We start from the raw sequence: 23740 nt of genomic DNA on the forward strand, positions 1-23740 counted from the left end.
GCAGGATTGCGGAAGACCCGTCGGTGCACATCCACACACCACCGAGTCACGCAACGGCGCGCGACAGGAAGTCGGCCGGGCCGACTTCCTGCGCTACCGGCGGGGCTCGGCGGGTTCGGGTTCCGGGGGTGGGCTCTCGCTCGACGACCGGCCGGCGCGGCGGCCCAGCGCGAACGTCACGCCCGCCACGATGATCGGGGTCACGGCCACGCCGAAGGCCGACACCCACGAAGTGGCAGCGGTCTTGTCCGACTTCCCGGCTGCGGGCTGGGCGAGCGAGACCACGATCGTGACCGGCGGCCCGCCGGCCACCGCCAGCGGGATGCTCGCGGCCGTGGTCGGCTGGGGAGTGGGCGCCTGCGGCGAGGGCGTCGCCCGGGGCGGCGACGCTTCCCCGGTCGGCGAGGCGGTGTGGGTGGGGCCCGGGGAAATCCCTCCCCCGTAGGTTTCCTGCTCCGTTGCCGTGGGCTGCGGCTCCTCCCCACCCGCGAACGGCCCTCCGATGGACCCGAACACGGCGATCAGCGCAGCGACCAGACCGCCCACCAGCGCGGTGATCAGGGCCAGCACGCCGGCGGACCACTGCACCCGGTGCGGCCGGGACGGGGGCCGCGGTCCGGACGACCAGCCCGGCCCAGCGGGCCCTTGGGGCGACGTCATGGCGCAGACCCTGCCAAAGCGCGGCCCGGCCCGCGCGCAGGCACGCCGGGGATCCGTTCGTCATCAACCGACCCTGCCGCGCAGGAAGTCAGCCGGGCCGACTTCCTGCGCAGCGGCCTCAGGCGCGGGTGCGGCGGAGATGCTGCTCGGCGAGGTCGACGGCTTCGCGGACGGGGATGAGGCGGCAGTCCGCGCTGCCGATGCGGGCGGTGGTGACTCCGGTGGCCCGGGCGAGGACGTGGGTGCCGAGGTCGGCGAAGTGGAGGTCGTCCAGGTCCGGCGCCTTGAAGGTGAGCCAGCCCTCGGCGTCGCGGCAGCGGTACTCGCGCAGCGGCACGTCGGCCATCCGCAGGTCGGCGAGGTGGAAGGCGGTGAAGTGGGCCATCGGGACGCCGATCGTCAGCACCCGGGCGTCGAGCTCGTAGAGCCGCCCGAGCGGGGAGTCCGGGCCGAGGTGCGAGGTGAGCGGGTGATGCCGGGTGATGGTGCGGGCCAGCGGTCCGACGGCGGTCCAGGAGGTCTGCGGGTGCGCGCTGCGGAGCGCCCCGGGGAGGGTGCGGACGGCTTCGGAGAGCGCCCCCATGGTCGGCGAGCACGGGGTGGTGGCCGGGTCGTAGCCGGGCATCCGGGAGAGGTACGCCTCGACCTCCTCCGGGGTGAGGCCGGCGGTGGCCTGCTTGTGGATGCGCGAGGTGGCCGAGTTCTCGGGGGTGGCGGTGTAGGCGACCAGCGTCCCGGCGGGGCCGAGGGCGTCGAGCAGCGCGGCGACCACGGTGTCGGCTCCTCCGGCCACCGGGCCGAGGGAGCGCAGCGAGGCCTGGACGTGCAGCACGGTACCGGGCCGGACGCCGAGCCGGGCGAACCCGGCGGCGAGCTCCCCGGCGGCGAGCACGCGGACCGGGGCGGGGGCGGGGGCGGAGAGGATGGCTGTTCCTCCGGATCGGGCCTGCCCCGCGGGGGCGGGGCAGGCGAGCGAGCGGGGCAGGACGCTCGGTGGCCGGTCAGCCGCCGACGGCGGCGCGCTCCCGGCGGGCCCGGTCGGCGGCCTGTTCGGCGGCCGCGGGCACCGGTACGGCGAGCCACGGGGCGACGCTGTCCCGCAGCCCGTCGGTGAAGCGCAGGCCGAGCTTGGTGAGCGAGCCGGATTCGGCCAGCCGCTCGACCGCCTCCGCGGTGTAGCGGCGCCAGAGCGCGAACTCGGTGCGCGCCCGTTCCGCGGCCGGGCCGGCCAGCCCGTCGTAGGCCTGCACCCGGGTGCCCCAGTACTCGGTGACGGCGAGGTGCGCGTAGGTGCCCTGGAGCAGGCCTTCGAGCGGCCGCGGGTCGGGCCGCCAGGGGGCGAGGTACTCCCGGTCGTCGGCGGGGTCGTACAGGTCCAACAGGTCGAGCACCGCGCCGAGTTTGACGTGCTGGAACTCGTGCGCGAGCAGCAGGGCGAGGGTCGGCGCGGTGCCGGGCCGGGCGATGCCGACGGCGCCGAAGGCCTGCCGCGCGGCCGAGCTGACGTCCCGGCCGGCGGGCCCGGGGCGGAGCGGGGTGATGGTGCCGAGGCCGGTCCGGATGCCGTCGGCATACCGGGCCAGGTCGCGGCCGAGGAGCTCCCAGGCCTCCCGCAGGGCCCCGGTCCAGTCGAGGAGTTCGGGCTCGGTGAGCCGGTCGGCGACGGCGTGGTCGTGGCTGTCGCGCAGCGGGTCGAGGTCCTCCAGGGCGACGGTCCAGCCGCCGGCCAGCCGGATCCGCCGCAGCGGCTCGTCCAGCTCCTTGCGCACGGTGCCGTCGGCGGCCCGGATGGTGAGGCCGCCGGCGCGGCCGGTGACGACGGCCGCGCCGTCCGGGAGGGTGGTCCGCCCGAGGGTGGGCAGGTGGAGCCGGCCGTCGCGGACCGGCACCGCCACCGTGTCGCCCCGCCCGGCCCGGACGGCGGCGGCGGCCGCGAGCGCGGCGAGCGGGTCGAGCCCGACGGTGAGGTTGCCGGCGAGCCGCCGGGCGGCCCAGGCCCGGGCGTAGGGGTGGGCGAGGACGGCGTCGACGGCGGCCGGGGCGGCCGAGTCCAGTTCGGAGAGCAGCGACCAGGCGGGCGATTCGCGCTGCCCGGAGGCGTCCCAGGCGGCGGCCAGCATGGCCCGGGTGAGGGCGAGTTGGGCCCGGGCGAGGGCGCGCACGGTGTCCGCGCCGCCGTAGCCGTGGGCGAGTTCGTCGATCTGCTGCTCGCTCAGGGCGGCCGGCAGCACCGGCTCACCCGGCTGCGCGGGAAGGTGCCGGGCCGCCACCGGCTGAGCGGGCTGAGCGGCCGCCACGGGCTGGGCGGGACGGGGCGCGGGCTGCCCGTCCCCGGCGAGGTTGTTGATCAGCGTCATGAGGTCACCGCAATAGACGGAGGGATTGTCGAAGCCGGTCTCGGCACGGTAGCGGTGGGCGTACAGGCCGCCGCCGCAGCTGCGGACGACCGGGCAGGCGCGGCACTGCGCGCTGAGGCCGTCGAGTCCGAGCTGGCGGGCCGTCACGCCGGGGTGCAGGGCGACCTGGTCGAGGCTGTGCGAGAAGACGTCCAGGCCGGTGTCGGGGGCACCGTCGTAGGCGGTCTTCAGGCTGTCGGCCTGCTCGAAGCTCCCGTCGGTCTCCAGGACGACCAGGTCGGTGGGTTCCAGGCCCAGCGACTCGGTGAGGCTGGGCAGGCCGCGCAGCGTCCGGTGCACGGATTCGAAGGTCCGGACGGCGAACGGCCGGCCGTCCCGCTCCCACTGCTCGTGCGCCGTCAGCAGCCAGTCTGCGTACGGGGTCGGGCGCCCGTCGGCGGAGGGTTTCGGCGGCTGCTCCCAGGTGGCGTGCGGCAGCAGGAAGTCGACGGCGGGGGGGCGCAGGTCGGCCAGTGCGCGGTAGACCGCGACCGGGTCGTTCTCGATGTCGACGGTGCACAGCAGCCCGGCGAACAGGTGCCGGTACGCGGGCCGGCGCAGCCGTTCGACGGCGCGCAGGACGAGCGGGTGGCTGGTGCGGCCGTCGGCGAAGCGGCGGTGCCGGTCGTTGGCGGCCCGGTCGCCGTCGAGGGAGATGCCGACCTTGATGTCGAGTTCGGCGAAGAGGGTGCAGAAGGCGTCGTCCAGGCGCACGCCGTTGGTGTGGATCCGCAGGTCGAGTGCGCAGCCGGGCGGCAGGGCCGCCCGGAGCGCCTCGGCCGCGTGGCGCAGCCGGTCCGGGCCGGCGAGCAGGGGTTCTCCCCCGTGCAGGACGACCCGGACGGCCGGCAGCCGGTGGGTGGCCGCGTGTGCGCCGATCCGTTCGGCGATCTTGTCCAGGACCTCGGCGTCGATCGCCTTGGGGCGCCGCCGCCAGCTGGTGTCGGCGTGCTCGTAGACGTAGCAGTGGTCACAGGCGAGATCGCACCGGCTGTGGACCTTCACAACGAACTGCGTGAACGGCAGTGGAGTTGGCGTCATGGTCGATCCGGATTCAGCCGGAGCCGACGGTCGGTCGGCCGATCAGATGGAGGAGTTGAACGCCGCGACCGGCACCGCACCCGCCTCGGTGCCGGGCAGGGCTCGTCGGAGCCGGGCCGAGAGCTCCTCGGCGCCGAGCAGGGCGAGATCGGCCAGTGAGAGCCGGTCCACTTCCTGAGGCTCCATCAGTTCCGAGGTGGGCATGGTGTCCAGTGCGGGTGTCATGTTCGATTCTCTTCCACGATGGGGGTTAGAGAGAAGCAGGGCCGGGTATATACCTCGGCTTAGTCGACAGGGTACTGCCAGCCTGTGGGCCTTGGCGTGCTCTTGTGTGCTCCTTCCTGCCCCCTACCCCCTTCAGGCAGTGAAGTCTCGCCAAAAGTTCACCCACTCGGCGGTCGCGCGGCGGCACCTGACCGGCGCACGTGCCGCGACCAGGGCGGTGTCCGGCTCAGACCGGTGGCGCCTCCACCGTGACGTCCAGCCGCCGCGCCGCCCGGATCGCCGCCGGCACCGGATGGCCCTCCCCCAGCGCCTGGCCGGCCCGGCGCAGCAGTTCGGCGGCCGCGGCGGGCTCCCCGGCGGGCTCCCCGGCGGCCGCCCGGCTCAGCGCCAGGTTGGCCTCCGCCGCGAGGGCGTCCGGGTGGTCCGCGCCGAGCGCCCGCGCCAGCACCGCCGCGGCCTGCTCGTCCAGGGCCCGCGCCCCGGCCGCGTCCCCGGCCGCGGCAAGGGAGTTGGCGTGGTTCAGCAGCGCCGCCCCGACGTACCGGTGCCGCTCGCCGAGCCGCGCCCGCAGACCGTCCAGCGCCCGCCCGGACAGCTCGGCGGCCTCCGCCGTCCGCCCGGCCGCCCGCAGCGCCACCGCGAGGTTCCCGGCGGCGAGCAGCGTGGTGGGGTACTCCTCGCCGAGGTGGGCGCGGTGGTACTCGAACACGCCGCGGGCCGGCTCGACGGCCGGACCGGGCTCGCCGAGCGCGACGAGGTCGGCGGCGAGGTTCCCGGCGGCGGCCGCGGTGTGCGGGTGGTCGGCGCCGTACCGGGCCAGCAGCCGCCGGTGCGCCTCCTCGTCGGCGGCCCGGGCCTCCTCGGGGCGGCCGAGCCGCAGCAGGGTCGCGCCGAGGTCCCGGAGCGCCCTGAGGGTGCCGTCGTGGTCCGCGCCGAACAGCTCGCGGTACTGCCCGACCGCCTCCGCCAGGTGGGCGTACGCCTGCGCCACCCGGCCGGCCTCGCGCAGGTCGCGGGCGAGGTTGACCACGGTGGAGAGGGTGTACAGGCTGTCGTCGCCGAGCAGGGCCCGTTGGCGGGCCAGCGCCTCCCGGTGGAGGGCGGTCGCGCGGTCGAGGTCCCCGGCCAGGAGCTCGGAGACGGCCAGGTTGTTGACCAGCATCGTGGTGCGCGGGTGGTCGGGCCCGAGGGCCTGCTCGGCGTGCGCCAGGGTCTGCCGGTCCAGGTTCTGCGCCTCGGTGTAGCGGCCGAGTTGGCGCAGGTCGCCGCCGAGGCCGCCGGCCGCGGTGACGGTGTGCAGGTGGTCCGGGCCGAGCACGGTGGTCAGCCGCTCCCACACCTCCCGGTCGGTCCGGTACGCCTCCTGGGCGGCGCCCTGCTGGCGCAGCACGTTGCCGTACTCGATCCGTAGCAGCAGGGTGGGCAGTTCGTCCTCCGGGTCGGCGCTGTCGCCGTTGCCGCACCACTGGACGAGGGCGCGCTCGGCGAGGTCGCGGGCGGCGTCGGACAGGCCGCGCTGGCGCAGGTAGCGGACCGATGCGGTGATCCAGCGGCGGACGGCCGGGTCGTGGCTGGCCACCGCCCCGGACGGCCCCAGGTGCGGCAGCAGCGCGGCGAACCGGGGCCAGTCGGCCCGTCGGTCCGGGTCGCCCGCCCCGGCCAGGGCGAGCGCGCCGTGCACGGCGGCCAGCACACCGGGCCGCTCGGCCGGGGCGACCTGCTCGCGCAGCAGCGCCTGGACGATCCGGTGCACGCCGAGGGTGCCGCCGCCCTCGGCGTCGTAGCGGGCGAGGCCGTACTGGTTGACGGTGCGCAGGATCTCGCCGACGGCGATCCGGTTCTCCCCCGGGCGCCCGGTCAGCCCCAGCGCCCGCAGCGCGGGCTCGCCGTAGAAGAGTTCGATCGGGATGGCGTCCGGGCCGAGGAAGCCGCAGAGCTCCAGCAGCCGCATCGCGGGGGCGTTGATCCGGCGCAGGTCCGCGCCGGCGATCCGGGCGGTGGCGGCCGCGGCGCCGGAGTACTCGGCGTCGCCGGGGACGGAGCGGTCCAGCACCTCGGCGAGGGCGTCGCCGAGCAGGTGCAGGTAGGTGGCGGCGGGCATCGGCGTCTCCTGGAGCCAGCGCGCGGCCTGGCCGAGCGCGAGCGGCAGGTCGCCGAGCAGTTCGGCGATCCGGCCGGCCTCGGCGTCCGGCAGGGCGGTGTTGAACCGCCGGATCAGCCGGACGCTCTCGGCCCGGTCGAACACCTCGACCTCGACGCACCCGGGGTGCCGGGCCCAGCGGCGGTCCCGGGAGGTCACCAGCACGTGCCCGTCGGCCGTCCCGGTGGGCAGCCAGGGCTCCAGGCCGGCCGGGTCCTCGGCGTTGTCGTAGACGAGCAGCCAACGCCGGTACGGCTCACCGCGGTCGAGCCGGTGGAGCAGGTCGCGGGCGGCCCGCTGGACGTCCTCCTCGGCGGGCAGGCCGAGCGCGGCGGCGAGGTCGGCGAGCTGCTGCGGGACGTCGGCGGGCTGCTCGGCCCGGATCCACCAGACCAGGTCGTAGCCGGGCGCGCTGCGGTGGGCGTACTCGGCGGCGGTCTGCGACTTGCCGACCCCGCCCATGCCGTACAGCACTTGGCGGGACCGGGCGGAGGCGCCCGCGGGCGAGCCGGCGGGCGGCCCGAGGGTGAAGCCGTCCCGCAGCCGGTCGAGCAGCGGGCCGCGTCCGGTGAACGCGGGTTCGCGCGGTGGCAGGGCGTGCACGGCGGGCCGCTCGGTGGGGAACCGGGCGGGCGGGGGCGGCGGTTCCTCCTCCGCCCCGACCCAGCGGCCGGCCCCGGGCGGCGGGCCGAGCAGCTCGAACAGCCGGGCCTGCGCCTGCTCGGCGTCGGCCCCGGCCAGGTCGAGCACCGGGTGGCCGTCGAAGGGCTCGGGCAGCGGGCCCGGCAGGGACTGCGGCGCCACCGCGAGCAGCGCGCCGTCCGCGCCGCCCAGCCGCCGCCACAGGGCACGGGCCCGGGGCAGCGCCAGGTACTCCGGCGACAGCAGCGCCAGCACCCGGCCCTCGCCCTCCAACGGCCCGGCCGCCTCCGGCAGTTCGCCGCCCTCGTCGAGGCGGACGGCCGCGCCGTGCAGGGCGGCCAGGTAGCCGAAGCCGGTCAGCGTGGCGGCGGCCCACTCCGCCCACATCCGGTCCCCGGGGGCGTAGCTCACCCGCACCTGGCGGGACCTGGTCCGGCCGGGGCGCAGGTAGGCCGCGTAGAGCCGGCGGCGGGCCCGGTCCGGGACGGGGTGCAGCTCGCGCACCCGGCCCTCGGTGAGCCAGTCCGCGAGCCGTTCGAAGGCGCCGAGCAGGCTGCGCTGCTGCCGGGGCCGGTCGACGACGGTCGCGGGCACCTCCTCGTAGGCGTAGAAGGGCTTGTAGGGCACCTCGACGTCCCGCCAGTAGGCGTCCCGGCGTTCGGCGCCCAGCCAGCGGTCGAGGTAGGGGGCGAAGGCTTCGTGGGCGAGCTCGCGGCCGGCCGCGAGCCCGGCGCGCTCGGTCTCCTCGACCCGCATCGGCACCGGGAGCACCCGGATGTCCCGTTCGTCGGCGCGGGCGATGGCGCGGGCCGCGTCGACGCCGCCGCGGATGCTCTGCGCGCCGAGCGTGAAGCAGTCGACGACGGTGTCGGGCATCAGGACGGTGCAGATACCCGAGGTGTCGCTGACCCCGGTCCGGCTGTCGATCAGCACGTAGTCGTACGAGGCGGTCCACCGCTCGCGCAGGACGGCCAGGAACTCGGCGCCGCGGACGTCGGCCCGGGTGTAGAAGCTGCGCCAGTTGAAGCTGGTGACGGCCGCGGAGTAGGCGTCGTTCTGCCGCCCGGCGGGCATCAGGTCGAGCCGGCCGCCGGCCGGCAGGTCGAGGGCGAGGCCGCACAGGTAGCGGTCGAGCCGGCCGGGCGCGGTGAGCCAGGCCCGGGGGCCGGCCGCGGGCGGGGCGCCGGCGGTGGGCAGCGCCTGGTCCACGTAGGCCCGCAGCAGGTCGATCAGCCCGTCGGAGTCGCGCAGTTCGGGGTCGACCAGCAAGGGGTGGAAATAGCGGTGCAGGCCGGGGGCTTCGAGGTCCCAGTCGACCACCAGGACGCGCAGGCCCTGGCTGGCGAGGATCCAGCCGAGGTTGGCCAGGGCCATGGTCCGGCCGGTGCCGCCCTTGTAGGAGTAGAACGTGACGACCGAGCCGGTCGCCGTCGGGGCGGCGGCTTCGGCGTCGGCCAGTACGGCCTGGTCGGCGGTCATCGCTCCGGGTCTCCTTCATCGAAGTGCGAGCCGGAAGCGGCCGACGGCCAGGACGGAATGGTCAGCCCAGGTATGGCGACGGCCCCCGGGCCCAGGCCGAACGAGGCCCGGGCGGCGGCCGGATCGGTCCCGTCCTCCTCGTCGAGGAGGCGGTTCTGGGCCACCGTGACAGTCTGGATCAGTTCGCATTCAAACTGTTCACGCGGCACGCGGACCCGAAAGAGTGGTTCCGGCCCGGAGCGGTGCAACCAGTTACGCGGGAACACCGCGCGCACCCCTCCCCAGAGCCGCGCGCGGGCCGGCCCCTCCGGCGGGTCGTCGGTGCCGGCCGGCACCAGGACGCCGGTGACCGGGTGGTTCTGGTCGTCGAACTCGCGCAGCGCCTGCCGGTACGGCTCCGCATCGGCCGCCCACGGGTCCACCAGCACCACGCTGACCTGGTTGTGCTCCCGGGCCCGGTCGAGGTCGGCGGCCAGGCCCGGACCGACCTCCGCCAGGGTGGTGGTGTGCCCGGCCCGGGTGATCACCTGCTGGGCGCGCGCCACCAGCGAGGGCAGGGTGGGCGGGTGGTAGGGCGCCCAGTCCCACGGCTCGGCCCCGTACCAGCCACCCCGGTACGGCCCGTCCGGCACGGGCACCCCCGCCGCGCCGGCCCCGGCCGTCGTACCGGCCGCCACGAACAGCCGGACCAGCCCGGTCCGGGTGGGCGGCGGCTCGGCGGCGGGCAGCGGGAAGCAGCCCTCCACCGCGCCCAGGTCCAGCGCGGGCAGCGGCTGGACCGGCCGCCGGGCGGCGTCCCGGACGCGTTCCGCGATGACCCTGACCACCCGCTGGTAGTCGGGCCCGTGCGGGGCCGCGCGCAGCAGTCCGCGCAGCCCGCCGGTGGCGTACGCCTCGCCCATGCCGTGCTGGACGTACTGGATCCGCGACACCTCGGCGGGCAGTCGGCCCGGCGGGGGCTCCCAGAGCACCGGGATCAGCGCGGGCACCGCCTCCCCGGTCAACTCCCGGTGCCGACGCACTCGTTCATGGAAGGCGGTCCACTCCTTGCCGCAGTAGAGGCTGGCGAAGTAGGCCGGGGAGTACAGGGCGACCATGCTGCGGCAGGAGGCGACCATCCCGGAGAGCTGCTGCTCCCAGTCGTCGCCGACCCGCAGTCGTTCGGTGTCGCGGTAGCCGAGTTCGGCGGGGCCGGCCGTCGGCTCGATCCGGGCGAGTTCGTCCTTCAGATCGGCGAAGAACTGGTCGACGAAGGCGCCGCCGGCCAGGTGGTCCCGCCGTGCGTAACTGAAGAAGAAGTACGGCCCCACGGCACCCCCCGTCCGCCAACTGCGCCTACCGTACTAGCGAGTTGGCGAATGTCGAGCCGGGATGCGGAACATCCCGGCCCGAACGGCCGGCGGGCGACGGTCAGATGGAGGACTGGAAGGCGGCCACCGGCACGGAGAACCCCCTCCTGTCGAGGCCAACCCGGCACACCAGCCGACAGACGGTCTCGGGCGAACAGGCGGCCAGGAGCTCACTGAGGGACGGTCCCGAGCGGGCGCAGTCCGGCTCGGCTGCCAGGAGTTCGACGGCGACAGTGGTTTCAGGCATCGGGCGCCTCACACGTCAGGAGTGCCAACCCCCATGGGAAGTGGGGGGAATTGGCCACAGGGTAACGGGGCGGCACGGCCGCGGCTGCAAAGTACGACCGGCGTCGCCCGATGTGTGGAATCCCTCGCTCACCTGTTCACGGACTCAGCCGTTTCACGGACAGAGCCGCTCCACCCGCCAGCCCGTGGGGAGGGCGGGGTCGGCGAGGTAGCGGAGCCGGTCGTGCAGCCGGTTCTCCCGCCCCTGCCAGAACTCCACGCTCTCCGGGACCACCCGGTAGCCGCCCCAGAACGGCGGGACGGGCACGCCCTCGCCCTCGGGGTACCGGCGTTCGAGCTCCGCGTACCGCTGCTCCAGCACCTCACGGCCGCCGACCGGGCTGGACTGCTCGCTCGCCCAGGCGCCGAGCTGGGAGCCGTGCGGGCGGGTGCGGAAGTAGGCGGCGGTCTCGTCCCGGCCGACCTTCTCCACCCGGCCCTGCACGATCACCTGGCGGGCCAGCGCGATCCACGGGAACAGCAGCGCGGCGTGCGGGTTGACGGCGAGCTCGGAGCCCTTGCGGGAGCCGTAGTTGGTGAAGAACACGAAGCCGCGCGCGTCGTAGCCCTTGAGCAGGACGGTGCGCGAGCTGGGCCGCCCCTCGGCGTCGGCGGTGGAGAGCACCATCGCGTTGGGCTCGACCAGCCCGGCGTCGTCCGCCTCGTGGAACCAGCGGGTGAACTGGCCGATCGGGTCGGGCGCGAGCTGCCCCTCGACCAGGCCCTCGTGCGTGTAGTGCTTGCGCATCACGGTGAGGTCCGGGCCGGGCCGGGCCTCGTCGGCCAGGATCCGGGTGGCGGGGCTCAGGGGCGTCGACTGGGCGCGTTCCGGGGTCTGCACGTCAACATCATCCCGTACGACAAGCAACCGGCACCGCTACCTCCGGACAAACCCCGGTGGGAGATAAGGTGACTCGCCACCGCTTGGCCGCCCGTCGTACGGTGAATTGTCCGGAACCGGGTGTTTGGTTCCGGAGATTTCCCGGGCACGACCGACCCTCGGCGGAAAAGTCAAGCGGACCTACGGGAAACATCACCACGGTGGTGTATGGCGCAATGCACCCCGTGCCTGCCACTCTGGCACGGAGTGCCAACCACCATCGGTCACAGGCGTGCCCGCCCCACCACGGCGGAGCGCCGATCGCAGAACTGAAGGAGCCGTCGCATGTCCGACTTCGTACCCGGGCTTGAGGGAGTCGTCGCGTTCGAGAGCGAGATCGCCGAACCCGACCGTGAAGGCGGCGCCCTGCGGTACCGCGGTGTCGACATCGACGACCTGGTCGGCCACGTCTCCTTCGGTCACGTCTGGGGCCTGCTGGTGGACGGCAAGTTCAACCCCGGTCTGCCCGCCGCCGAACCGTTCCCGATCCCGGTGCACTCCGGCGACATCCGGGTCGACGTGCAGTCCGCGCTCGCCATGCTCGCCCCGGTCTGGGGCCTCAAGCCGCTGCTGGACATCTCCGCCGAGCAGGCCCGCGACGACCTGGCCCGCGCCGCCGTGATGGCACTCTCCTACGTCGCCCAGTCGGCCCGCGGCCAGGGCCTGCCGATGGTCCCGCAGAGCGAGATCGACAAGGCCGAGACGGTCGTCGAGCGGTTCATGATCCGCTGGCGCGGCGAGCCGGACCCGAAGCACGTCAAGGCCATCGACGCCTACTGGACCTCCGCCGCCGAGCACGGCATGAACGCCTCCACCTTCACCGCCCGCGTCATCGCCTCCACCGGCGCCGACGTGGCGGCCGCCCTCTCCGGCGCGGTCGGCGCGATGTCCGGCCCGCTGCACGGCGGCGCGCCCTCCCGCGTGCTCGGCATGATCGAGGAGATCGAGCGCACCGGCGACGCGACCACCTGGGTCAAGAACGCGCTGGACCGCGGCGAGCGCCTGATGGGCTTCGGCCACCGCGTCTACCGCGCCGAGGACCCGCGCGCCCGCGTGCTGCGTCGCACCGCCAAGGAGCTCGGCGCGCCGCGCTTCGAGGTCGCCGAGGCGCTGGAGAAGGCCGCGCTGGAGGAGCTGCACAACCGCCGCCCCGACCGCGTGCTGGCCACCAACGTCGAGTTCTGGGCCGCCATCATGCTGGACTTCGCCGAGGTCCCGGCGCACATGTTCACCTCGATGTTCACCTGCGCGCGCACCGCCGGCTGGTCGGCGCACATCCTGGAGCAGAAGCGCACGGGCCGGCTCGTGCGCCCCGCCGCGCGCTACATCGGCCCCGGCCCGCGCCGCCCCGAGGAGATCGAGGGCTGGGACGCGATCGCCCACTGACCCCCTCCCGAACAGCGGGTCCGGCACCGGCCGGGCCCGCTGTTCGCGCAGTTCAGGGCCGGTTCGCGGCGGCCGGACGGCCCGCCCGCGAGGCCCCGGGAAGCTACCAAGATCACAGTCTCAGCGGGCGGACGACCGTACCCGCGACAAGCGACCGGCCGGTAGGCTGCGCGCGTGGCTCAGATCCAGATCCCCGCTGACATCAAGCCCGCAGACGGCCGTTTCGGCTGCGGACCGTCCAAGGTGCGCCCCGAGGCACTCAGTGCCCTCGCCGCCACCCAGACCTCCCTGCTCGGCACCTCGCACCGCCAGGCCCCGGTCAAGAACCTGGTCAAGCGCGTACGCGAGGGCGTGAGCAGCCTCTTCTCGCTGCCCGACGGCTACCAGGTCGTCCTCGGCAACGGCGGCTCCACCGCGTTCTGGGACATCGCCGCCTTCGGGCTGGTGCGCGAGAAGTCCCAGCACCTCGACTTCGGCGAGTTCTCCTCCAAGTTCGCCTCCTCGGTCAAGGCCGCGCCGTGGCTCGCCGAGCCGAGCGTGATCAAGACCGCCCCGGGCACCCACCCGCTGCCGGTCGCCGAGGCCGGCGTGGACGTCTACGGGCTCACCCACAACGAGACCTCGACCGGCGTCGCGATGCCGATCAAGCGTCCGGTGGGCGCCGACGAGGGCTCGCTGGTCCTGGTGGACGCCACCTCGGGCGCCGGCGGCCTGCCGGTGGACATCACCGAGACCGACGTCTACTACTTCGCCCCGCAGAAGTCCTTCGCCTCCGAGGGCGGCCTCTGGCTGGCCTCGTTCTCCCCGGCCGCCCTGGAGCGCGCCGCCGAGATCGCCGGCTCCGGCCGCTACATCCCGCCGTTCTTCGACCTGCCGACGGCCATCGACAACTCGTCGAAGGACCAGACGTACAACACCCCGGCGATCAGCACCCTGTTCCTGCTGGCCGACCAGCTGGAGTGGCTGAACGGCAACGGCGGGCTCGACTGGGCCGTCGCCCGGACCGCCGACTCCTCGTCCCGGCTGTACGCCTGGGCCGAGAAGTCCTCCTTCGCCAGCCCCTTCGTGGCGAACCCGGCCGAGCGCTCCCAGGTGGTCGGCACCATCGACTTCGACGAGTCGGTGGACGCCGCCGCGGTCGCCAAGGCACTGCGTGCCAACGGCATCGTCGACACCGAGCCGTACCGCAAGCTGGGCCGCAACCAGCTGCGCGTCGCGATGTTCCCGGCCATCGACCCGGCCGACGTCGAGGCGCTCACCCAGTGCATCGACTACGTGGTCGAGCAGCTCTGAGCGATCCCGGAAACGGGTGAGGGCCACCGCCTCCGGGCGGTGGCCCTGCTGCTTTCCGCCGCCGGTTGCCGGCCGCTACCGGTTGACGAGCGAGCTGATCAGGACGACGACCAGCAGCAGCAGCAGGGTGCCGGTCACGATGCGCATGCGAGTCTTGGGATCCACGGTCAACGAGCGTACCTCCGGCTCACCCGGGGCCGGACGCCGAGGCCCGGCCGCTGCGCCGGCGGCGGTCAGCTCCAGTCGGCGAGCGGCCAGGCGTGCAGCGACTCGTAGTGGGTGACACCGCCGTCGAGGTCGCTCTTCATCAGGTGCAGTTCGGCGGCCTCCCACTCCGGCCCCCGGTAGTCGGCCAGCGCCAGCGCCAGCCCGTCCAGCTCGGCCGCCGCGACCCGCTGGACGGCCCGACGGTGGCCCCGGTGGGAGCCGGCCCGGGCCAGGGTCAGGTGCGGGTGGAAGGCGTAGGTGTCCACCTCGCCGGTCACCTCCGCAGTGGCCTCGTTGACCGCGTCGGCGAGCCGGCGCAGCGCCCAGGTCTGCCCCTCCACCCCGACCCAGAGCACCCGGTCGCCGAACCGGCCGGCCCCGGCCAGCCGCAGCCGGTGCGCCGAGTGGACCTCGGCGACGCCGGCCAGGGCCGTCTCCAGTTCCGGCAGCCGTTCGGCCTGGACCTCGCCGAGGAAGGCCAGCGTCAGGTGCCACCCCTCGACGGTGGTCCAGCGCAGCCGGTCCGCCCCGGGCAGCCCGCGCACCGGCGCCACCGCGTCGGAAAGCCCCTGCAACACCTCGACCGGCGGGAGGACCGCGACAAAGAGCCTCATGGGCCCATCTTCCCCCGCGCGGCGCTTTGGGCTAGAACGGAATGCCATGAAGATCCGTAACGGGGGTCCCGAGGACATTCCCGACATCATCGCCCTGCTCGACCGCGCCGTGGCCTGGCTGACCGAACAGGGCCGCACCGGCCAGTGGGGCGACCAGTCCTTCAGCAGCATCCCGGCCAGGGTCGACCAGATCACCACGTACGGCGCCGAGCCGTTCCTGATCCGCCTCGCGGTGGACGACGAGGGCCGTACCGTCGGCTCCTGCGTGATGAACGAGGACTGCGGCCCGTACCCGCCGAAGGTGGACGAGCGCGAGCTGTACATCCGCAACCTGGTCACCGACCGGACCCGCAAGGGCTCGGGCATCGGCGCCGCGCTGATCGCCGACGCGATCGAGGAGGCCCGCCGCCGGGGCATCGGCCTGGTGCGGGTGGACTGCTGGGGCGGCGCCGACCGCAAGCTGGTCGGCCAGTACAAGGCGCTCGGTTTCACCGAGACCGTGACCTTCGAGGCCGAGCAGCCGAGCGGCGTCTGGGTCGGTCAGGTCCTGGAGATCCGGCTCTGACCGCGTGACCACCTGACGAAAAGGCCCCGGGGCGCGTCGCACGCACCCCGGGGCCGGCACCTCGTCAGCAGGCGGCCGCCAGCGCGGACTTGGTGGTCGCCACGGTGCGCGGCACCACGGCCACCACCCGGCCACCGCGGCCCGGGTGCAGGTCGACCCGCACCCTCAGGTCCGCGCTGCGGGCCAGCACCAGGCCGACCACCCCGGCCGCCAGCGCGGACACCAGCCCGCAGGCCAGCAGGCCGAGCCGCGGCCCGTACGAGGCGGTCACCCAGCCGACCAGCGGCGCGCCGATCGGCGTGCCGCCGGTGAAGACCAGCACCAGCAGGCCCATCACCCGGCCCCGCATCTCGGGGTCGGTGGCGAGTTGCAGCGAGGAGTTGACGGCGGTGTTGAAGCTCAGCCCGAACACCCCGATCAGGGTCAGCAGCACCGCGAAGGTCCAGTAGCCGGGCGCGAACGCCGCCACCACCTCCAGAGTGCCGAAGGCCAGCGCCGCCAACACCAGCCGGCGCAGCCGGGGCGCGCCGCGGCGGGCCGCGAGCAGCGCGCCGGCCAGCGAGCCGACCGCCATCGCGGTGTTCAGCAGGCCGTACTGCCCGGCGCCGACCTTGAAGGTGTCATGGGCGAAACCCGCCAGCAGCGTCGGGAAGTTGAAGCCGAAGGTGCCGATGAAGCCGGCCAGCACCATCGGCCAGAGCAGCTCGGGCCGCTCCTTCACGTACCGCAGCCCTTCCCTCAACTGCCCCTTCTCGCGGGCGATCGGCTCGGTCGGGCGCAGTTCGCCCTCCCGCATGGCGAGCAGCCCGCCGATCACGGCGGCGAAGGAGAGCGCGTTGACGGCGAACGCCCAGCCGCTGCCGACCGCGGCGATCAGCAGGCCCGCGACGGCGGGGCCGACCAGCCGGGCGGTCTGGAAGTTGGCGGCGTTCAGGCTGACCGCGTTGGCGAGGTCCTTCGGCCCGACCATCTCGGCCACGAAGGCCTGCCGGGTCGGGTTGTCCACCACGGTGACCAGGCCGAGCAGCAGCGCGAAGGCGTACACGTAGTACGGCGTCACCAGGCCGCCGACGGTCAGCACCGCCAGGCCGGCGGCGAGCAGGCCCATCGCGCCCTGGGTGTAGATCAGCAGCCGGCGCTTGGGCATCCGGTCGGCGAGCACGCCGCCGAACAGGCCGAGCAGCAGCATCGGCAGGAACTGCATGGCGGTGGTGATGCCGACGGCGAGCGGGCTGCCGGTGAGGCTGAGCACCAGCCAGTCCTGGGCGATCCGCTGCATCCAGGTGCCGGTGTTGGACACCACCTGGCCGGCGAAGTAGTAGCGGTAGTTGCGAACGCGCAGGGAGGAGAACATCCCCCCGGGCCTCGTGAACCGGGCACCTGTGGGAGACGTGGCCACGTGGTGGTGGCCGGGAGCGGCGGGGTCGTCCGCCGCGGTGCGTTCGTCGGGGTCGTCGTCGCCGCTGCCGGGCAGCCCCGTGGGGGCGGGTGCCTGGGCGTCGGCGGCCGCGGCGTTCGCCGCGGCGGGGTCGGTGGTCGGCTCGTCGGTACGGTGGGCGGCGGCGCTGGCTGCGGCCGGCGGTGTCACGGTGCTCTCCCCTCGCGGCGCGACGGTCCGCATGGCGGCCGTCGCGCTCCTGGTGTCGGTGGTCGGTCCTGCGGTGATGCGGTGCTCCTTCTTCTCCCGGCGGCTTGCCGAGGTGGGTGTGCCTAGAGGTGTGCGAGCTTGTAGAGCACGGGCGCGGCCTCCCGGAGGACGGCCCACTCCTCCTCGTCGAGCCCTTCGGCGAGCTCGGCGAGCCAGACGTTCCGGCGTCGGCGACTCTCCGCGAGGATCGCCTCGGCCTGCTCGGTGCTGCTGACGACCACCTGGCGACGGTCCTCGGGGTGCGGCTCGCGCCGCACCAGCCCCTTCTCCTCCAGCATCGCGACGATCCTGGTCATCGAAGGAGGCTGCACGTGCTCCTTCCGGGCGAGCTCACCCGGCGTCGCCTTTCCGCACCGGGCGAGGGTGCCGAGCACCCCCATCTCGGTGGGGCTCAGCGACTCCTCGATGCGCTGGTGGCGCAGTCGGCGGGCTAGGCGCATCGTGGACGACCGCAGCTGACTGATCGCTGCGAGGTCCTGCTCGGACATCTCGGGCATGGTCTTTAGCCTACGTCATTACCCTCGCTAAGGAAAATTGGTTCCCGCGCCGAGCGGACGCCCCGGTGCGATGCTGGTCGTAGGTCTTGATCCGAAACGCCTCGGGCGCCCCTCCCCCAGAAGGGCCGACCTCCCAGAAGGGCCGACCAGACATGTCCGACCTCGCCGCCGAACAGAACGACACCGGCTTCGCCCGCCTCGCCATGGTCACCATCGACTGCGCCGACCCGGTCGCGCTGGCCGCCTTCTACGGCGAGCTGCTGGGGTGGGAAACCCGGCACGCGGACGAGCACTTCGCGATCCTGGACAACCCGGAGGGCGGCAGCCCGCTGGGCTTCGGCCGCGTCACGGACTACCGGCCGGAGCCGTGGAACGAGCCGGACGGCAGCAAGCACTTCCACCTGGACTTCTACGTGGACGACCTGGAGGAGACCACCGCCAGGGCGCTCGCGCTCGGCGCCACCGAGCCGACGTACCAGCACGGACGGACCCTCAGGGTGCTGATCGACCCGGCCGGCCACCCGTTCGGGCTAGCCCCCTTGGACTAACGCACAAGACGCACCAGGGCAAGCCTGGGGACCCTGCGCAGGCGGTGTCAGGAATTGGTGCCGGGATCTTGCAGGCCGCGTAAAGACCCACGCTGACCTGGGAGTTCACGAAACGACCGAAGATTGTGCGACCGCCGGGCAGTGACTACTGTCCCGGTTGTCAGGGGCACCACACGCCAGGGTCTCCCTCCGGCGGGCCCCCCGCGCCCCACTCCGCGCGCACCCCGACCCGGCACCTCCCTCTCCGGCCGCAGGCCCGTCCGAGCCCTGGCACCTTCATCCCCCCATCAGTCCAGGGAGCTCTCTTGGGTGAGATCCACCATGCCGACCACGGCTGGGTGACACCGGCGGCCTCGTACTTCGTCGCCTGCCTCGGCGCCTTCGTCGCACTGCGCAGCGCCCGTTGGGCCCTCGTCTCACGGGGCCGCACCAAGGCCGTGTGGCTGCTGTTCGCCTCGACCTCGCTCGGCGCCGGAATCTGGTCCATGCACTTCATCGCGATGCTCGGCTTCTCCGTCAGCGGCGTCGCGATCACGTACCAACTCGGGCTGACCGTGCTCAGTCTGCTGGTCGCGATCGCCGTCGTCGGCCTCGGCCTGTTCACCGTCGGGTACAGCCGCCGGCCGGTCCTGTCGCTGCTGGCCGGCGGGCTGACCACCGGTCTCGGGGTCGCCGCGATGCACTACCTCGGCATGGCCGCCATGGTCCTGCCCGGCCACCTCGGCTACGACGACGCCACCGTGGCGCTCTCCATCGGCATCGCCGTGTTCGCGGCGACGGCCGCGCTCTGGGCCGCGCTGAACATCCGGGGCACCCTCGCCGTCCTGGCGGCGGCGCCGGTGATGGGCGTGGCGGTCTGCGCGATGCACTACACCGGGATGGCCGCGCTCTCCGTCCGGCTGGACTTCTCGCGCGGCACCGAAGGCGGCCTGATGGCCCTCCAGTTCCTGTTCCCGCTCGGGGTCGGGCTCGGCTGCTACGTCTTCTTCGGCTCGCTGGCCTTCGCCGTCTCGCCGAGCCGCACCGCCGCGCAGCCCGTCCTGGTCGGCCCGGCAGCGCCGCTGGTCCCGCGCCAGCGCCGTCCGGTGAACGCCCGGCACTGAGGCCCGTCCTCCAGACCCCCACGGACGTCCGGCCGGGCCCCCCCATCAACGGGGCCCGGCCGGACGTCTTCCGACGGCCCTACTCGGGCCGGCCGAGCAGCCCGGTCAGGTGCTCCGGCGTGGCCACCGGGCAGACCTTGTGCACGAAGTCCCGCCGCAACGCGTGGTACCGCTCGCCCTCGCGGTAGAAGTTGGCGTGCATCCGGCGCAGTTCCTCCGCCCGGTACGCGGCCAGCGGCTTGACCTCCTCGTCGGCGGCCCGGTTGCGCTTCTTCTCCACCAGCCGGCCGGTGAGTTCGGGCGAGGAGCCGAGCAGGGCCGCCTCCCGGGCCACCCAGCGGCGGAACGCGGTCGCGTCCCCGCCGCAGGTCCGGTCCACCAGGCCGATCTCGCGCGCGTGCTCCGCCCCGACCGGCAGCGCCCCGGTGGTCAGCCGCTCGGCCTGCTCGGCGCCGACCCGGCGCGGCAGGGTGTACGTCCAGTACTCGGAGCCGTACAGGCCCATCAGCCGGTAGTGCGGGTTGAGCACCGCGGACTCCCGGCACCACACCTCGTCGGCGGCGAGCGCCAGCATCAGCCCGCCGGCCGCCGCGTTCCCGGCCAGCGCCGCCACCGTCAGCTTGTCGGTGGTGGTGAGGACGGCCTCCACCAGGTCGTCCATCGCGTTGATGTTCTCCCAGGACTCCAGCGCCGGGAAGGACGAGCCCTCGATGACGTTCAGGTGGATGCCGTTGGAGTAGAAGTCCCGGGGCGCACCGAGCACCAGCACCGAGGTGGGCCGGTCGGCGGCCTCGCGGTAGGCGGCGAGCAGCCGGCGGCACTGCGCGGTGCTCATCGCCCCGCCGGGGTAGGCGAATTCGAGGAAGCCGACCTCGCCGTCCTCGTGGTAGCGCAGCTCCGACCAGGTGGTGCGGCGGGCCGCCGCGGCCGGGCTCACCGGCACCTCGGGCACCCGGTGCGGCCGGTCGGCGAGCACGGTCGCGGCCGGCAGCTTGTAGGTGGCGGGCCCGCCCGGGGTGCGGCGCGGGCGCAGCTGCGGGATCCACACCGCGCCGTCCACGGTGGCCCGGCAGATCGCGCCGTCGCGGGTGGCGAGCACGGCGCCGGGCACCGGGCCGCGCAGCACGTCCTCGGGGTGGCCGCCGTGCAGGAAGTACTCCCGTCCGTCCAGTTCGTCGAGCACGCCGGGCTGGGAGTCGGCGGCGCGCAGCTTGCGCAGCACGGTCGCGGTGTCGTCGGCGGCCCAGTCGATCCGGCGGGTCTCCTGCCGCAGCAGCGGCCGCAGCCGGCCCCGGACGTCCGGGCGCTGGTAGTCCAGCGGTTCGGGGGTGAACAGCCCGCCCTCGAACCGCTGGACGGCCAGCAGGACGGCCTCGACGGCGGCGTCGGCGACCTCGCCCCGGTACAGCTCGCTCTTGCCGCAGTCCGGGACGGGGAAGTCGACGGAGGCCCAGATGTCCCCGGCGTCCATCTCCTCGACGGCTTGCAGGACGGTGACGCCCCAGCGTTCGGCGCCCTCGGTGATCGCCCAGTCGAGCGAGGAGGGGCCGCGGTCACCCTTCGGACCGGGGTGCACGATCAGGACGGTCCGGGTGGACCAGATGTCCTCCGGGACGGCCCTGGTCAGCATCGGGCAGATGATCAGCTCGGGGTCGGTGCGCCGCACCGCCGCCCTCAGCTGTTCGTCGCCGAGGGCGAGTTGGACGGCGACCTGGTGGCCGCGCGCACGCAGTTCGACGTGGACGCGCTGGGTCAGGCTGTTGAACGCGCTGGCGATCAGGAGTACGCGCAAGGGGGCCTCCGGGCAGGGACTGGGGTCGTGCGCGGAGGTGATGCAACCACGGCATGGACACGTAATGATTACGGTCGGCGCTTCCCCGCCCGACCCTCACGCACCCCGCACAGCTGTGCGCCCGGCATGGTGTGCGCTTCGCCGGATCTCCCCAGTCCCCCGCCGCCCGAAGCCCCGGATCCGGCTACCGGGGGAAGGCCCGGCGGGCCCGCCAGGTGGTGTGCTCGCGGGACACCGCGTCCTCGGCCTCGGCGGCCAGCCGGGCCCAGCGCGCCTCGGCGTCCGGCGCCCTGAGGTCCAGGTCCGACAGCTGGTTGCCGACGTTCTCCAGCTCCCGCGCGGCCAGTTGGTACGCGGCGGCGAGCGGTCGGAGCTGCTTGAGCTGGGTCCAGGCGATCACGGCGGCGGCCGCGGCCGAGCTGGCGCCGAAGACGTGCACCTGGAGGGCACCGGTGGCCTGGGCGATGGCCGCCGCCGCACCGATGATGATCAGCGCGGCTATGCCGAGCCCCCAGGAGACCGCCTGCGTCTCGCAGGCCTCGGCCCGCGAGCGGTACCAGGTGCGCTGGCTCTCGACCCGGGTGCGCAGGTAGAGCGTCCGGCGGGCGGTCAGGCTGCCGGCCCGCTGCCGCCGCATCTCCTCGGTGATCTCGGGGACGGTGCCGGGCGGCACGATCTCCGGGTCCTCGAAGGCCCGCAGCACGTCCTCCACCTGGAGCAGGTAGCCGCGGTCCACGTCGGGGGCGTCCGCCTCGCCGTCGAAGGGCCGGGCCCGGACGGTGTACTTCCAGGCCAGCGTCTTGACCGACTCGGCCGCGGCCCGGGCCTCGTACCAGCGGCCCTGCGGGTTGCTCCGGCGCAGCCGGGACCAGAAGTAGCCGGCGACCAGGAAGGCGGCGACCGAGAACAGCGGTACGACGTCGCTGTCGCCCTTGTGGTCCGGGCCGGGCAGCGACCCGATCACGGCGGCGATCACCAGCATCCCGATCAGTCCGCGGTACCAGCGCAGCGTCTCGCGCTGGCCGTCCAGCGAGGCCTTGTCCGCCGTCCAGAACAGCTCCGGCAGCAGCTGCGCCTCGACGCCCCCGGGCGGATCCTCTTGCACCATCGGTCGAGCCCCCTCCGTCTCCGTCCAGGCAGTATTCCCGCCGCCAACTGCCCTACACGAACACCTTTTTGACCACCCCTGGCGGCCGGTGATTGCCGCCTCCTGTGGACACCGGTATAAACGGTTACATGCCGTTGCACTGGAAGCTCGTCATCGACTGCGCCGAACCGCACCGCCAGGCCGCCTTCTGGGCCGCCGCCCTCGACTACACCGTCGAGAACCACGGCCCCCTGGTCACCCGCCTCCTGGACGACGGTGCGCTGCCCGCGCAGGCCGTCACCGAGGTCGACGGCCACCCGGCCTTCCGCACCCTGGCCGCCGTCCGGCACCCCGAGGAGCCGTTCGACCCGGCCACCGACACCGGCCTCGGCCGCCGGCTGCTCTTCCAGGCCGTCCCCGAGCCCAAGCAGGGCAAGAACCGCCTCCACCTCGACCTGCACCCCGGCCCCGGCGAGCGCGAACCCACCGTCACCCGCCTCGAAGCCCTCGGCGCCACCGTCCTGCGCCAGGTCCGCGAACCCGGCGGCGAGTTCACCGTCATGCAGGACCCGGAGGGCAACGAGTTCTGCGTGCACTAGCAGCGAAGTATCTACAGACTGAAAATTTCAGCCAGAAGGGAGCCGCAGCCGACCGTCCGGTCAGCTGCGGCTCTCTTTGCTATGCCCTGAAAAATGCGCACAATCCGTCATGCCGACCTGTACAGATCAAGCCACGCGCCAACCTGATCATTTTCATTAAATGTTGACTCCCCCTGACCCCCGTGTGAATCATTCCCATCCGTGACCAGCCGTCACATCCGGCCCGGGGAAACCACCAGCACCGCCGGACGTGGGTCACCAGCGGGCCGCCGAGCGAGCGGGTCCCGCGCTCTCACACATCCGTCGTCCAGGGGGAGAACCTTTCATGTCGACCTCGCACGCCCTGCCCCGCATCATGGCCGTCGCGGCCGCCGCGGGCCTCGTCGCCGGCATCCTCACCGCCACCCCGGCCTTCGCCGCCGACCCCTCCGCCCCTGCGTCCGCACCGTCGTCGGCCGCCGAGATCGCCGCCAAGGACAAGGGCGGCGCCGGCCAGGGCCAGTCCGTCGCCCCCGCGCAGCTGGCCGCAGCCTCCACCTCGATCACCCGCAGCGAGGTGATCAGCCGCGCCGACTCGTGGGTCGGCCTCGGCCTCAAGTACAGCTGGAACAACACCTACCAGGGCTACCGCACCGACTGCTCCGGCTACGCCTCGATGGCCTGGCACCTCGGCACGCCGGGCCTGGACACCACCAGCTTCGTCCCGAGCGGCGTCGCCCGCTGGATCAGCAAGGACGAGCTGAAGCCCGGTGACGCCCTGCTCAACGACGCCGCAGGCGCCTCCGGCCACATCGCGCTCTTCGCGGGCTGGACGGACTCCTCGCACAGCTCGTACGACGCCTACGAGTTCACCGGCAGCGGCGTGCACCACCGGACCATCCCGTACCCGTACTTCGCGGGCTACGGCACCTTCAAGCCGGCCCGCAACAACAGCATCGTCGACGACGCGATCTCCAGCGGCGGTGACGTCCCGGTGGCGGGGAACTGGGACGGCGGTCCGGCCGGCAACGTCGGCGTCTTCCGCCCCTCCACCGGCGAGTTCCACCTCCGCATGGACGACGGCTCCCTCACCAAGATCGGGTGGGGTCAGGCCGGCGACCTCCCCGTCTCCGCCAACTGGGACGGCCAGGGCCCCGACAACATCGGCATCTGGCGCCCCTCCACCGGCGAGTTCCACCTCCGCATGGACGACGGCTCCCTCACCAAAATCGCCTGGGGCCAGAACGGCGACCTCCCCCTCGCCGGCAACTGGGACGGCGGCGCCCCCGGCAACGTCGGCATCTTCCGCCCCTCCACCGGCGAGT

19 protein-coding genes are annotated in these 23740 nt (G+C 73.9%); 7 read left to right on the forward strand and 12 right to left on the reverse strand.

Going from position 1 to position 23740, the window contains the following annotated elements:
- Positions 1-93 precede the first annotated feature (93 nt).
- The 7 genes from ABTY15_RS11440 to pdxH form a co-directional block, all read right to left on the reverse strand.
- Positions 94-660 carry a GumC domain-containing protein gene (locus ABTY15_RS11440; RefSeq protein WP_350580157.1) on the reverse strand — a complete coding sequence of 189 codons (567 nt, stop codon included), beginning with the start codon at positions 658-660 and terminating at the stop codon, positions 94-96.
- 118 nt (positions 661-778) lie between these two features.
- Entirely contained in the window at positions 779-1552 is a 774-nt protein-coding gene (locus ABTY15_RS11445; RefSeq protein ID WP_350580159.1) for an AAC(3) family N-acetyltransferase, read from the reverse strand.
- Positions 1553-1661: 109 nt separating this feature from the next.
- A complete protein-coding gene (locus ABTY15_RS11450) occupies positions 1662-4097 on the reverse strand; it encodes an FxsB family cyclophane-forming radical SAM/SPASM peptide maturase (protein WP_350580163.1) in 2436 nt (811 codons plus the stop codon).
- A 42-nt stretch (positions 4098-4139) separates the two neighbouring features.
- Positions 4140-4322 (reverse strand): FxSxx-COOH cyclophane-containing RiPP peptide, encoded by a 183-nt coding sequence (gene fxsA, locus ABTY15_RS11455; protein WP_350580165.1) that lies wholly within the window; start codon positions 4320-4322, stop codon positions 4140-4142.
- A 226-nt stretch (positions 4323-4548) separates the two neighbouring features.
- Complete coding sequence (gene fxsT, locus ABTY15_RS11460; protein WP_350580168.1) at positions 4549-8583, reverse strand: FxSxx-COOH system tetratricopeptide repeat protein; 4035 nt, start codon at positions 8581-8583, stop codon at positions 4549-4551.
- Positions 8580-9893: a TIR-like protein FxsC gene (locus ABTY15_RS11465; RefSeq protein WP_350580171.1), complete on the reverse strand. Its 1314-nt coding sequence runs from the start codon at positions 9891-9893 to the stop codon at positions 8580-8582. The genes fxsT and ABTY15_RS11465 overlap by 4 nt, the downstream gene beginning before the upstream one ends.
- A gap of 439 nt (positions 9894-10332) precedes the next feature.
- A complete protein-coding gene (gene pdxH / locus ABTY15_RS11470) occupies positions 10333-10965 on the reverse strand; it encodes a pyridoxamine 5'-phosphate oxidase (protein WP_350580545.1) in 633 nt (210 codons plus the stop codon).
- A 417-nt stretch (positions 10966-11382) separates the two neighbouring features.
- Here pdxH and ABTY15_RS11475 point away from each other — a divergent pair, with 417 nt between their 5' ends.
- A complete protein-coding gene (locus ABTY15_RS11475) occupies positions 11383-12483 on the forward strand; it encodes a citrate synthase 2 (protein WP_350580174.1) in 1101 nt (366 codons plus the stop codon).
- A gap of 174 nt (positions 12484-12657) precedes the next feature.
- Positions 12658-13776 carry a phosphoserine transaminase gene (serC, locus tag ABTY15_RS11480; RefSeq protein WP_350580177.1) on the forward strand — a complete coding sequence of 373 codons (1119 nt, stop codon included), beginning with the start codon at positions 12658-12660 and terminating at the stop codon, positions 13774-13776.
- A gap of 233 nt (positions 13777-14009) precedes the next feature.
- Here the strand turns inward: serC and thpR are convergent, their stop codons facing one another.
- Positions 14010-14597, reverse strand: coding sequence for an RNA 2',3'-cyclic phosphodiesterase (gene thpR / locus ABTY15_RS11485; RefSeq protein WP_350580180.1), 588 nt, complete (start codon positions 14595-14597; stop codon positions 14010-14012).
- A 46-nt stretch (positions 14598-14643) separates the two neighbouring features.
- On the opposite strand from thpR, the gene ABTY15_RS11490 reads away from it, so the two are divergent.
- On the forward strand, positions 14644-15162 hold the full coding sequence (locus ABTY15_RS11490; protein ID WP_350580184.1) for a GNAT family N-acetyltransferase: 519 nt from the start codon (positions 14644-14646) through the stop codon (positions 15160-15162).
- A 64-nt stretch (positions 15163-15226) separates the two neighbouring features.
- Here ABTY15_RS11490 and ABTY15_RS11495 read toward each other — a convergent pair whose 3' ends face one another.
- Together ABTY15_RS11495 and ABTY15_RS11500 are read right to left on the reverse strand one after the other, a co-directional pair.
- Complete coding sequence (locus tag ABTY15_RS11495; RefSeq protein WP_502893477.1) at positions 15227-16783, reverse strand: MFS transporter; 1557 nt, start codon at positions 16781-16783, stop codon at positions 15227-15229.
- A gap of 89 nt (positions 16784-16872) precedes the next feature.
- Complete coding sequence (locus ABTY15_RS11500) at positions 16873-17307, reverse strand: MarR family winged helix-turn-helix transcriptional regulator (RefSeq protein WP_350580187.1); 435 nt, start codon at positions 17305-17307, stop codon at positions 16873-16875.
- A gap of 152 nt (positions 17308-17459) precedes the next feature.
- Between ABTY15_RS11500 and ABTY15_RS11505 the strand changes: the two genes are divergently transcribed.
- Both ABTY15_RS11505 and ABTY15_RS11510 read left to right on the forward strand, forming a co-directional pair.
- Entirely contained in the window at positions 17460-17855 is a 396-nt protein-coding gene (locus ABTY15_RS11505; protein WP_350580189.1) for a VOC family protein, read from the forward strand.
- Positions 17856-18160: 305 nt separating this feature from the next.
- Positions 18161-18958 carry an MHYT domain-containing protein gene (locus tag ABTY15_RS11510; RefSeq protein WP_350580191.1) on the forward strand — a complete coding sequence of 266 codons (798 nt, stop codon included), beginning with the start codon at positions 18161-18163 and terminating at the stop codon, positions 18956-18958.
- Between the two features lie 79 nt (positions 18959-19037).
- Here ABTY15_RS11510 and ABTY15_RS11515 read toward each other — a convergent pair whose 3' ends face one another.
- Together ABTY15_RS11515 and ABTY15_RS11520 are read right to left on the reverse strand one after the other, a co-directional pair.
- The gene (locus tag ABTY15_RS11515) at positions 19038-20750 is read right to left on the reverse strand and encodes an enoyl-CoA hydratase-related protein (protein WP_350580195.1); all 1713 of its coding nucleotides are present in this window, start codon (positions 20748-20750) and stop codon (positions 19038-19040) included.
- 184 nt (positions 20751-20934) lie between these two features.
- On the reverse strand, positions 20935-21858 hold the full coding sequence (locus ABTY15_RS11520; RefSeq protein WP_350580199.1) for a DUF4231 domain-containing protein: 924 nt from the start codon (positions 21856-21858) through the stop codon (positions 20935-20937).
- Positions 21859-21986: 128 nt separating this feature from the next.
- Here ABTY15_RS11520 and ABTY15_RS11525 point away from each other — a divergent pair, with 128 nt between their 5' ends.
- Both ABTY15_RS11525 and ABTY15_RS11530 read left to right on the forward strand, forming a co-directional pair.
- Positions 21987-22436, forward strand: coding sequence for a VOC family protein (locus ABTY15_RS11525; RefSeq protein WP_350580202.1), 450 nt, complete (start codon positions 21987-21989; stop codon positions 22434-22436).
- A gap of 325 nt (positions 22437-22761) precedes the next feature.
- The coding region (locus tag ABTY15_RS11530; protein ID WP_502893478.1) for an NlpC/P60 family protein at positions 22762-23740 on the forward strand (979 nt) is incomplete at its 3' end.

The sequence above is a fragment of the Kitasatospora sp. NPDC097643 genome, assembly GCF_040302625.1.
Taxonomy (GTDB): domain Bacteria; phylum Actinomycetota; class Actinomycetes; order Streptomycetales; family Streptomycetaceae; genus Kitasatospora.